We start from the raw sequence: 11,459 nt of genomic DNA, 5'->3' as shown, positions 1-11,459 counted from the left end.
GTGTTGCTGCTACCTTGATACGCAGGATAAGCCATGCATAGAATAGAAATTGAAGCCGATCAACGTATTCTCATCCTTGATGGAGCCATGGGCACGATGATTCAACAGGCCGGCCCCGTTGAAGACGACTTTCGCGGTCCTCTGTTAAAAGGCCATAGTATCGAACTGAAAGGGAACAATGATCTGCTCTGCCTGACGGCGGCCGATCTCATTCTGCAAATCCATAAAGAGTATGTTCTGGCCGGCGCCGATATTCTATCAACGAACACGTTCGGAGCAAATCGTATCTCGCAGACTGACTATGAGACGGCTCATCTCTCGTACGAAATGAACCGGCAGGGAGCTATTCTTGCGCGTGAAGCGGCGCGTTCCGCTGATAAGAGGCCTGTGTTCGTCGCCGGAGCTATGGGCCCGACGACGAAGCTGGGCTCGCTCTCTCCCGATGTTAACGATCCCGGCTACAGATCGGTAGGTTTTGATGAGCTGGTAGAGGCGTATCAGGAGCAGATAGAGGGCCTTCTTGATGGCGGTGTGGATCTCTTTCTGCTTGAAACCGTTACCGATACGCTCAATGCGAAGGCTGCGATCTATGCTCTGATGAATACGTTTGAGCGAAGAGGGAAAAGTTATCCGGTGATGGTTTCGGGCACCATTACAGATGCAAGCGGACGTATCCTTTCAGGGCAGACCATCGAGGCCTTCTTGATATCGATCTCGCATGCGCCTCTTTTCTCTGTCGGCCTCAACTGCTCTCTCGGTGCGAAGGAGCTTTATCCGTTTGTTCATGATCTGCATCGAGCGAGCACGTTTCGCGTAAGCGTGCATCCCAATGCCGGGTTACCCAACGCCTTTGGCTCCTATGATCAATCGGCCGGGGAGTTCGCCGATCTTGTCCGGTCGATGGCCGAGCAGGGATGGCTGAATATCGTCGGCGGATGCTGCGGCACCACGCCCGCTCATATCAGAGCGGCTGCGAAAGCGTTGCGAGACGTTATGCCGCGAAGGTCACGGCATGCATCGCACTCGATAGAGCAGCGTGCAACGACAGCCGCCCCCGTTGTCGAGGCCGTGGAGGCGTGGCAACCGTCACATGAAAAACCGACCTTTAACCTGCCTCATCTCCTCTCGATGATAGCGAGCATAGAGGATGAAGCGACTCTGCGGGCCTTTAAGTCACGCTTTGATAAAGAGCGAGCGTTGTATCACAGCGAGCAGGCGATGCTTGCCGGGGCGCACCTGATCGGACGGTTCCAGTATCTGCGCGAAGAAGGTCGACTGCGAAGAAGCGCGTAGCTCGCCGGGCCGTCGCGCGCATCGTCTGCCATCCCTGAAATCGAGTTGTGCGCCTGAACGGTCCTGCCTGCACTGTCCCTGATGCTCGAAGTTCGCAACCTTACCGTTCAATATGACAGGTTCCGGGCCGTAGACGATCTCAGCTTCTCTGTCGGCCCGCAATCCGGAATCACCGCTCTGCTCGGTCCAAACGGAGCGGGCAAAACGACGACGATGCGCGCCATCACCGGCTATCTGCAACCGACGTCGGGCGAGATCGATATCTGCGGAATCCGGCGTGATTCCTCTGACCCGACCGACTCTGACCTTGCGATCAAGCGCCGTATCGGATATCTGCCCGAAACGACGCCTCTCTATAATGAGATGCTTGTATCGGAGTTCATCGAGTTCTCGGGCCGGGCCCGCGGCATAGAGGGCGACGCCCTTGAGAAGGCCGGCCGCACTATGGTGGAGCGGCTGGAGCTTGGCTCGCATTTCTTCACGCCGCTCGGTCTTCTGTCCAAGGGCTTTCGTCAGCGGGTCGCCCTTGCAGCGACGCTGCTTCATGATCCCGATGTTATCATTCTTGACGAGCCGACGTCGGGCCTTGATCCGAATCAGATCCAGTCCATACGGGCGCTTATCAAAGAACTCGGTCGCGATCGCACGCTTATCCTCTCCACGCATATCTTGCAGGAGGTGGACGACATTTGCGAACGCGCCATCATCATCAACCGCGGACGCATCGTCGCCGACCGCAGCGTCGCCGAGTTGAAGGAGTCTAACCGCTATATGCTTGTGGGGCGGCATACGTCCGATATCGCCGCAGCCCTGAAGGCGACGCAGCTCGTTTCGGACGTCGAGAGCGAGCCGCTGGAAGACGGCTGGATGCGTTATACATGCTCGCTCAAGGTCGAGCCCGAGAAATTCTTCGCCGCCGTTCGGCGGGAGCCCTTCGAGATTCGCGAGTTCACTCCCGTTTCAAGATCGATGAACGAGATCTTCCGCGAGCTTACACAGGAAGCCTGATATGAATCACTCTATATCCGTTCTCTTTAAAAGAGAGTTTCAGAACTATTTCAACACGCCCATCGGCTACGTTTTCGCCGTGGTGATGCTCTTCTTGAATCTCGTATTCTTTTTCTATGGCATCTTCGGATCGATTCCGGCCTTCTGGGAGGCTCGCATCGCCTCGGTGGAGTCGTTTATGAAGCTCCTGCCCTTCACGTTTATTCTGCTGATTCCCGCCGTGACGATGCGTCTGTGGGCCGAGGAGCGTCGCAGCGGCACGATCGAGCTTCTGCGCACGATGCCCTTTACCGAGCTTGATCTTGTGCTCGGGAAGCTTTTCGGAGCATGGGCCTACGTCTCGCTGCTCATTCTCGCCTCGCTGCCGCTGACGATCAGCATCTGGATGATGGGGCGTCTGGACGTCGGTGCGACGTTTGCTCTGTATCTGGGCTCGATTCTGATGGGAGGCGCCTACGTTAGCCTGGGCATGCTTGTCTCTTCTTTCACAAAAGAACAGATCGTCGCCTTCGTGATTACCTTCTTCTTCAGCCTGACCTTTTTCTTGATGAACCTGTATCTGATCGGTCAACATCTGCCGCCGGCCGTCGCCTCCTTTGTGAGTTTCTTCTCTTTGAGCTTTCACTTCAACAGCTTCAGCCGCGGCCTCATCGATCTCTCTGATACGATCTTCTTTCTATCGTTTATGGCATTGATGGTCGTTCTGAACGTGCTGCGTCTTCGCCAGGAGGCCCGCGTATGAATCTGAAATCGTTCTTTCGTTCATTGAATCGTGATACGCGTTTTATCGCCGTCAATGTCGTTATCCTCTTTATGCTTCTGAATCTTGTAGCACAGCGTATGGCCTGGCGTCTCGACTTCACGCGTGACGGCCTGAACTCCGTCTCAGATTCGACCGAGAAGGTGCTTTCGCGTCCCGGCCAGCCCATCCTTGTCGAGGCCTATATTACGAAGAAGCTGCCCGGCGAGATCTACGGCGAGCTACAGCCCATCCTCTATCAGCTCGACGAGATCGAGCGCATCGGCGGCAGTCGCATTCGCCTGCATTATATTGATCCGACCGATGAAGACGAGCGTGCAAAGGCCGAGCGTCGCGGCATTCAGGGCATCCCCATTGAACAGGCAAAAGACGACGAGGCCTCCGTGCGCATGGGATACTTCGGCGTCTATATACAGTCGGGAGAACAATCTGCCATCGTGGATCTGGTCGAACAGGGACGCATCATCGGCGATTTCGAATATCGCTTCTTGCGAGAGGTCAAGCGGCTAACGAATATAGAGCCGCGCAGCGGTATCGGCTTCTTGCAGGCGCCCGGATCATTACAGACGACCGTATGGAGGCGAGACGCTCCGCCAGAGAAGACGAATATGTTCGCCTTCCGTTCTATTATTGAGGGGGATTCGGGTCCGTGGACCGATGTGCTGGCCGGCGAGCCCGTGCCCGAGGGCGTCGAGACTCTCATCGTCACCGGCTTGCCGCATCTCGATGAGAAGGCGCAATATCATCTCGATCAGTTCCTGATGCGCGGAGGCAACCTGCTGCTGATGGTGCGTAGCTTCGACTTTCAGCTTTCGCGTCCCGATCCGCGTCTTTTACAGATGGGATTCGCCTCAGGCGGAGGACAGGCTTCGATCGAAGAGATGCCGCTGAAAGATCTGAACGACTGGCTGCTTGCCTATGGTCTTGAATTGAAAGGCCGCATCCTCTTCGAGCCGGCGCTTGCAGCACCGGAGCTTGATATTGAAGGCAACTATCTGAAGCGCATGAAGAATCCGTCCTGGGCCGTTTATTCGCATGAAACGGGTAACTTCGCCGATGATCCGATCTTTAAATATACGGGACAGGTGATCCTGCCCTGGTTTTCTGATGTACAGTTCAATCCGAACGTGCAGCCCGATGCGAGGTATCGCACGCTGCTTTATAGCTCTGATGGCGTGATCTTTCGCGAGGCGGCGTCACTTGCGCTGAAAGACATGCAGCGCATGGGAAGCGATCCGGCCGATCTGCGCTCCGATCGTCCGCTGCCTCTTCTTGTCGAGGTGAAGGGCCGCTTTCGAAGCGCCTTCTTCGAGAGAGAAGAGTTACCCGTGAAAGACGAGAAGGCGAAGTTCCGTCCCGGACAGCAGAGCGGAACGGAATCGACGATCCTCATGCTGGGCACGCCCTACGTCGTTTCAGATATCTTTCTGCGTAACGAACAGAATATGCAGATCTTTCAGCTGAACGCCGCCTTTCTTGCCGGATTGCTCGATCATCTTCAGGGCGACACCGATCTGCAGGCTGCCCGTTCGCGCATTCCGACCATCCCGCTGCTTGAAGATCCGCCCGAGTTTATTATGTACTTTCTCGGCTCGGCCTTTGAACCGATCTTTCAGTGGTTTCATATTCTGGGGCTTCCGCTGCTGCTCGGTCTTTACGGATGGCGTCGTCTTGCGCGACGCAACCAGAAGCGCGGCCTCACGCTTGACGATGAGGCCGCCGATCTGGAAGAGGATCGGTCGGATTCGAATCAGGAGAATCTGAAATGAAGGCAATGATCTCATTACTCAAGGAAAACCTGGCGCTTTCGTTAGTCGCTGCGAACGTGCTGTTGCTGCTTCTGCTTGTTCTGCCCGGTACGCTTTTTACAGGCAGCGCCGACTCCTTTCTTGATATTGAGAAGGGCGACATCACCGCCATTGAGTTTCAATACGGACAGGCTAAGATGCGTCTGGAGCGGCAAGCTGACCGTTTACCTGTTCATAAAGAAGAAGGCACCGATAGCAAGCCCGAGGTCGAGTATCGCTGGAAATTGAGCCTGGCCGACGGGCGTTCGTTTCCCGCCGATGCCGACCGCATGCGCGATCTTTTGCGCACTCTGACCGTCATGCAATCGCAGTACAGCTTCGCCCTTGAAGGCGATGCGAGGGCGGCCTATCAGTTAGGCGACGATGCCGTCAGGCTGACCATCGAAGAAGGCGGCGATCGTCGCATGCTGCTTGTCGGCAAGTCCAGCCAGCGCAGCGACGCCACATACGTCATGCTCGAAGGGAAAAGCGATATCCATGAGCTTGACGGCAATCTGCGCGCAAGGCTTGGCTCGGGCGATGAGCTTTTCTTTCGCGACCGTGCCATCCTGCCCCCTGAAGTCGACGTGAACAGCATCGCCTCGCTTGCCTATTTGCAGCCCAACCATTCCGTGCGCCTTGCCCGTGCCGGATCGGAATGGCAGATGGTCGAGCCCCGGCCGGGCAAGCTGCGCGAAGATATGTTTCGCCCGATTCTGGACGATATCGTGCGCTGGAAGGCACGCAGCTTTCCCGAGGCGACTCCGCCCGGCGCCACAAAAGAGCAGGCTCGCATCGAGATCACCTATCATAGAGGTTCGACCGAGCCCGGCGTCGTGCAGCTTGACATCGAAGCGGCCGGCGAGGCAGGCATCTATTATGTGAGGTATAACGATACGCTATATGCCGTGTCGAGCTACTATCTCGAGGACCTGAAATCTCCGGAAAGCCTGCTTGATCGAGCTGAGGCTCCGTTGAAGCCATGAAACGTTACCATAAGAAGAAATAATGAACATCGAAGAGCACTACAGACCGCCGGCATCGACGGTAACAGAAGGCCAGCTGTTGATACGGCCGAGGTCGGTGAAACGCGCCGTTCTGATGATAATCGGTGTCATGGCGATCGGACAGGTTATCCTGTTCACTCAGTTCTCGATTGGTCGTCTATTGGAACGTCCGCAGACTCTGGGCATTCTATCATTTTTTCTGGGACTCATAGCCTTCCTCTGGTTTATGATCTGGCAGAGGCGAAAGTGGGCTCGTGTCATTTTCACGCTCCTGATAATTCCGGGGACTTTGCAAGGAGCTGCACTGACCGTCATGCTTCTTGGCAAGGGTGAGATGATCGGTTTACTGGTGGCCTTACAGCAGATTGCACAGATTTCTGCTGTCGTATTACTCTATACAAAAGAATCCAACGCATGGTTTCGCGGTGAGGTAAACGCAAATGAATAAAGTTGAAATCCTATCCCTATCCATCTCTTTACTCTTCCTTCTCTTCTCCGCAAACCTCTATGCCGCTCCGCCGGCATGCAATGAGCTCGAAGATGAGACGCGCATCCTCTGCGAGGCGAAGGCCTTTGCAGCAGCCGATCACAGGCTGAACGAGCGTTATCCGAAGATCAGGGAGAAGCTCTCCGCATCTCTCCAGAAGGCTTTACTCGAACAACAGCGCAACTGGCTCGAATACAGAGATTCCATGTGCGCGATGAATCCGTCACTTGAAAACCCCGCCGATCGAGTTCAATGCCTGACCGATCTGACGCTTTCGCGCATCGACTATTTAGAGAAGGCCTGGAGAGAGAAGGCGCCGACGGGCCATGCCGGCAACTACGACGACGGCTTCGGCGGTTCTTTACAGATCGTAGAGAAGGGCGGCCGGTGGCATTTCAAGCTGGAGGCCGTTCGAGGCCCGACGTCGCACGTCGGTGAATTCGAAGGCGTCATGCCTCCGCTCAAAGATGAGTATTACTTCAAATCAGGCTCAGGGGACGATGTCTGCGAGCTGCAGTTTTTAAGACGGGAGCGAGCTATCGAGGTAAGCGAGGTGAAGTGCTCCTATTATCATGGCGTACGGGCCTACTTCAGCGGCATCTATTACCGGATGCCGTGATGAAGCTTGGGCTATTGATCGCATTTCTCACGCTGACTTCGTGTACGGAGTATCGAGAGGAGAAAGAGATCAAAGATAATGAATCCGCTTTCTTTGTTGCCGGAATGGAGCCTGTTCCTCTATTCAGTGAACCGAGGGATGATTCGACTGTCCTGCTTTCACTGAAACCAGGCACGAACCTGCGTGCCGATCTCTCTTTAATGATAGAACCGAGGTTTTTCGGAGATCAAGAGCAGTGGCTTCATATTATGGATGAAAGTCTGCATGATCGGCTTGGCTCCGAAGACTTGCATTCAGGACCGAGCGGTTGGATCAGACGTGCAGATATAGAGTCAGGAAGCCTCGGTCGTTCTCTTGATGAGGATAGCAAGCGTTATGGGCCGTACAGGATTCAGGTCCGCCAATCGCGATGTCCTTTTCCCGAGTTCAACCGGTGCCTTTATTTTACGGCTGCCGGTTATCCATATGCTGAGTGTTATGTTGGCCGCGATTTTACAGTGATCGTTGTTCAGGGAAGTATCGGCGTTAGAAAGACGACGAAAGGCCGTGGTCAATGCGAGTTGCAGGCCAGCGAGTGGTTGATGGCTACAGCCGGCCAGCTCGCTGGCTATGAGGCAGGAAAGGTTGCTGTCCTACAAGGAGCCTTTGGGGTATGGGACGAAACAAGAGATATCAAGCCAGCCCGGCTTCATTTGTGGAACCTCATTGAGCCATCCCTGTCATACCGAATCGTTTTGCCGGATGCAGAAAGTCTATCTATCGGCAGCGATGATGAGGCTACGACAGGAATAAATTTCACTTATAGCACAGAGTGCGGATCAAAAAAATCCGATCATCAAGAATGGAAGCGCTGTGTCGATGGGGAGCTTCAGGAAGCGAATCTGCCTTTTTCGATACCGATGAATGAGTTGTGTGGTGGCTCTACTGAATACAGTTTTTGGGTTAAGCCTGATTTGGATTCACCGAGTTTCCATTACATGGACCTGAAGTTTGAATGCAGAAGGTGGCAGTAAAGTATGCAGGGCAAGAAATTTATTTTACTACCGTTCTTGCTAATCGCCACACTGGCCGGCGTGCGTGCATACTACAGCCGATGGAATCTTTACAGAGATGCGCTGGCTGTCTTTGAGGGGGGCCGGCCTGCTTCTGTGATCTGGCGTCCTATGGCGTCGTCTTCAGCGGCACATGTTCTGCCTCCGCAATACATTATCACCGTTCACTATTCCGATAACGGACCCAGGCCCATTGATATGATCGAACATTTCCAGATCTGGCGGCGATCTTCATTGATTCCGGATTAAACTGTCCAGAGCGTAAACCATGCCCGTCTTCGACTTCCGCCTCCAGTGTATCGGCCTGCCGGCTGTAGAGTTTGCGCCGGCGCTGCTTCGCTGTCTGAGCGCTGCACCGATGCAGAGCCGTCTGATTCAGGAGATCTACGAAGACGATGGCCGCGGCCTGATTCGAGATTTTCTTCTGACCGAGTACAGCGCCGATGTCTTTGTGCTTGAGCTGATCCATGATCGCAAGACCGATGCCGTCGTAAACTTCCAGTTCTATCAGAGCAAGGGCAACGGTTTGCTCTGCCGGCAGAGGCCCTGGCCTTCCGGTCAGCCCTATCGTCTGATCGGCGAGAACATCCCCTGGTATAACTTAAAAGCCGGAGCATCGAAGGCCGGAGCGCTTCTTCGTTTCTTTGTTCACGAGATCGAGCAATGCGGCATGAACGGCTATCTGACGCCCGACGAGAAGGCGCTGAATGAGAGCAGGCTTCTTGCCATTGAAAGCGGCAATGATCCGCATCTGGTGATCTATAGATATCGCGAGATCGAGTATAGAAGCGGCTATGACGAGGCCATGCGTTATCTTGATGGAGCGGTGAAAGAATTACCCGAGTTCGCCGCGTATCTGAAAGAGCTCAAGCAGACCCTTGCATCGTATAGACGAAAATAGCAGGCTGATATGCGGCGATCGTGCTGTCAGATATAGATATTCAGGGAAGCTCGAGCCGCTTCCGGGGCATGTCAAGCTCCGGGTGTTGCCGTAATCGCCTGGCTTCTTGTGTGTGTTTTGGAATGTTTATACCCTTACTGGCTAGCCAGACGAATCGGATTGGATTTCCCCTTTTGGTTGTGAGGTCGTAAAGCTCTGGAGCAGAGGAAATGAGATACTCTTTCAGCCGGGCGAGCTTCTTCTCTACCTCTGTGACTTCTGACGTTTCTGCGCTATGTACCTCGACCCATACGGCGTACTCCGCTCCGCTCTTTGCACGATAGCCCAATCCATAATCCCAGCGGTGCGGTTGCCGGGCGGCCTTGATCGTTGCCAGTGCCGAGTCTATATCAATGCTACCAGAAATGCTTCCTTCTTTGACGGAAATCTTTCTGGCGTGGTCTCTTTTCAAGGCATCCTTTTGCCTTTTATAGGCCGTATTCACAGGGGGCTTTGCCTTCTCAACCGCCTCCTTGAACGTCATTCCTCAGCCCTCTGCGCGCGTTTTGCCACGGCCGACACGATGTCGCCGACATGGCCCGAAAAACCGGAGAGACCACCCCAGCCCGATTCTGTCTCGTTGTCAGCACCGGGATCGAGATTTGATATATCTCGTACGATGCCATCCGTACCAAAGAAGTAGACCTTGAAATCTTTCGTAAGAGCAGCTGTGCCTACTTCTTTGGTTTTTGCGTTATTCTTTAGCTCAAAGATATTCAGAACATCCTTAACCGTTCCACCGTTCTGCTTGAAAAACTGGAGAGCCCAGACAACATCAAGCACCTGAGGAGAATGAGTGGAGATTGTTACGCGATATCCGCGAGCAAGAAGTTCAAGAACAAGTGACATGACCGTAGAAATGGCATTGGGATGAAGTCCCATCTCGGGTTCTTCAATCACGACCCACGATACCGAGTCGCGCTTGGTCATCTTTCCGGAGGGCATAAGCCAGTAGAGACCGAGCAACAGTGGAACGAACTCTCTTTGTCCAGCAGACCACACGAGGAAAGGCAAAGGATCACGCTCTTCAGTCCTCAGGACGATACGACGTTGATACTTTTCTGAGTCAGTCTGCAAATGGAATTTTCCGAATATGTTCTTCTCGATCGGTTCCCGGAATGCTTCGTTAAGACGACCACTGACTGGAAACAGAGTTTCTAACTGAGCAAACTCATTTTGCACCAGATTGTGCAGCGTGTCAGCAAAAGAACGGAGGCAATAAGGGTCTCCTGCTCGGAAATCCGAAAAGGTTTGCGTCATCCCTTCCTTGAGACTCATCACGCGCTGAGCCGGAATGAAGAAGAGTTCTTCCGCTGTAGCGGATGCATATGGTCGGGCAAAGAAGTTTAGCTCTCGTTTTTTACTGTCAACCTGGACTATTGTCTTTTTATTCCAGATCGAGTGCATCCCATCTCCAAAATAGAGATTCAAAAAGGCCTCTGGATCTCCATCCCAGATCACGTTTCTCATCCTCAATTCTGAATGAATTGATTTTTTGTCAATAATCAACTTGAGGAGCTGAAGGAAGAGACTTTTGCCTGTCGCCTGCGGACCTACAAGAACAGTAAGATCGCCGAAGGCAACCTCTGCATCTCTTATCTGGCCGAAATTTTTAAGCTTCAATCGTGTCATGGGTAGCAATGATAGCTCAGGCTAAGGTAAGTTCATGATTTCTACTACAGCTCTGTCAAGCAATTCGCTATACTGCCTTCGCACTTTTCCAGCGGGCCCTTTACGCAATCCGCTTCAAGAAGCCGCTTACCTCGCGCATAAACCCTGCATAGTTCGAATAATGCAGCCAGTGGTCGCCGTCGATAACGCGAATCTCTGCGTGTGGAAAAAGCTCCTTAATGCGAGCATGATCCTGTTCTCTTATGTAAGTAGAGGAGCGCCCGCCAAGAAAGAGAGCCGGGCCGCCGTATGTCTGATCGAGGGCCGTGAAGACGGTATCAAACTCCGCAAGATACTCGGCCTTCTCAAGCGCATCGACGTTCACCTTCCAGCGGAATCCGTCGCCTTCACGTTCGAGATTCATCTGTAAGAACTGACGCACACTCGCTTCGGGATGCACCGCCGCCATGGCCCGATCGACGTCCTGTCGCGTCGCCATCTGAGAGACGTCGATTCGCAGAGCGGCAAACTCACGCTGATGATGCGGCTCGTAGGCCCGCGGAGCGATGTCGGCGACGATGAGCGCCTTCACAAGATCGGGATGCAGAAGGGCCGCTCCCATGGCCACAAGGCCACCCATCGAATGGCCGAGATAGAGGGCCGGTCGCCTGATCTGTTCGTTTTGAAAGGCGACGATATCGGCGACCATCGCCTTCATCGTATGTTCGTCGCTCCAGGGAGAGTCGCCATGATTGCGGTGATCGACCGTATAAACATCATAAAAGGCGCTCAGCTCTTTTGCATGCGTCGCCCAGTTCTTGCTCGAACCGAAAAGGCCATGCAGAATAATCAGAGGAGCGCCGGGGCCCTCAAAGCGACGAAAGGCAAGTTGCAT

At 53.9% G+C, this 11,459-nt stretch carries 12 protein-coding genes and 1 pseudogene; 10 read left to right on the top strand and 3 right to left on the bottom strand.

The window, feature by feature from the left end:
• Window positions 1-33: 33 nt before the first annotated feature.
• The 10 genes and pseudogenes from LEPIL_RS03715 to LEPIL_RS03670 all read left to right on the top strand — a co-directional run.
• Window positions 34-1,002 (top strand): annotated as a pseudogene (locus LEPIL_RS03715) (homocysteine S-methyltransferase family protein); the annotation flags it as partial.
• Between the two features lie 372 nt (window positions 1,003-1,374).
• Window positions 1,375-2,301 (top strand): ABC transporter ATP-binding protein, encoded by a 927-nt coding sequence (locus tag LEPIL_RS03710; RefSeq protein WP_002770069.1) that lies wholly within the window; start codon window positions 1,375-1,377, stop codon window positions 2,299-2,301.
• A 1-nt stretch (window position 2,302) separates the two neighbouring features.
• On the top strand, window positions 2,303-3,043 hold the full coding sequence (locus tag LEPIL_RS03705; RefSeq protein ID WP_002770067.1) for an ABC transporter permease: 741 nt from the start codon (window positions 2,303-2,305) through the stop codon (window positions 3,041-3,043).
• Entirely contained in the window at window positions 3,040-4,830 is a 1,791-nt protein-coding gene (locus LEPIL_RS03700; RefSeq protein ID WP_002770065.1) for a GldG family protein, read from the top strand. The genes LEPIL_RS03705 and LEPIL_RS03700 overlap by 4 nt, the downstream gene beginning before the upstream one ends.
• Window positions 4,827-5,834: a DUF4340 domain-containing protein gene (locus LEPIL_RS03695; RefSeq protein ID WP_002770063.1), complete on the top strand. Its 1,008-nt coding sequence runs from the start codon at window positions 4,827-4,829 to the stop codon at window positions 5,832-5,834. Before LEPIL_RS03700 ends, LEPIL_RS03695 begins: the two co-directional genes overlap by 4 nt.
• 22 nt (window positions 5,835-5,856) lie before the next feature.
• Window positions 5,857-6,303 (top strand): hypothetical protein, encoded by a 447-nt coding sequence (locus tag LEPIL_RS03690; protein WP_002770061.1) that lies wholly within the window; start codon window positions 5,857-5,859, stop codon window positions 6,301-6,303.
• Complete coding sequence (locus LEPIL_RS03685; RefSeq protein WP_002770059.1) at window positions 6,296-6,961, top strand: lysozyme inhibitor LprI family protein; 666 nt, start codon at window positions 6,296-6,298, stop codon at window positions 6,959-6,961. Before LEPIL_RS03690 ends, LEPIL_RS03685 begins: the two co-directional genes overlap by 8 nt.
• Window positions 6,961-7,974, top strand: coding sequence for a hypothetical protein (locus LEPIL_RS03680; RefSeq protein ID WP_002770057.1), 1,014 nt, complete (start codon window positions 6,961-6,963; stop codon window positions 7,972-7,974). Before LEPIL_RS03685 ends, LEPIL_RS03680 begins: the two co-directional genes overlap by 1 nt.
• 3 nt (window positions 7,975-7,977) lie before the next feature.
• A complete protein-coding gene (locus LEPIL_RS03675) occupies window positions 7,978-8,262 on the top strand; it encodes a hypothetical protein (protein WP_002770055.1) in 285 nt (94 codons plus the stop codon).
• Between the two features lie 19 nt (window positions 8,263-8,281).
• Window positions 8,282-8,914, top strand: a complete 633-nt coding sequence (locus LEPIL_RS03670; protein ID WP_002770053.1) for a hypothetical protein — start codon at window positions 8,282-8,284, stop codon at window positions 8,912-8,914.
• Window positions 8,915-8,954: 40 nt separating this feature from the next.
• Here LEPIL_RS03670 and LEPIL_RS03665 read toward each other — a convergent pair whose 3' ends face one another.
• From LEPIL_RS03665 to LEPIL_RS03655, 3 genes are all read right to left on the bottom strand, one after another.
• Window positions 8,955-9,437 (bottom strand): hypothetical protein, encoded by a 483-nt coding sequence (locus tag LEPIL_RS03665; RefSeq protein ID WP_002770051.1) that lies wholly within the window; start codon window positions 9,435-9,437, stop codon window positions 8,955-8,957.
• Window positions 9,434-10,585: an AAA family ATPase gene (locus LEPIL_RS03660; RefSeq protein ID WP_002770049.1), complete on the bottom strand. Its 1,152-nt coding sequence runs from the start codon at window positions 10,583-10,585 to the stop codon at window positions 9,434-9,436. The genes LEPIL_RS03665 and LEPIL_RS03660 overlap by 4 nt, the downstream gene beginning before the upstream one ends.
• 100 nt (window positions 10,586-10,685) lie before the next feature.
• Complete coding sequence (locus LEPIL_RS03655; protein WP_002770047.1) at window positions 10,686-11,459, bottom strand: alpha/beta fold hydrolase; 774 nt, start codon at window positions 11,457-11,459, stop codon at window positions 10,686-10,688.

Origin of the sequence: Leptonema illini DSM 21528 (genome assembly GCF_000243335.1) — a bacterium.
Classification (GTDB): domain Bacteria; phylum Spirochaetota; class Leptospiria; order Leptospirales; family Leptonemataceae; genus Leptonema; species Leptonema illini.
This window is presented reverse-complemented; position numbering and strand designations above follow the sequence as displayed.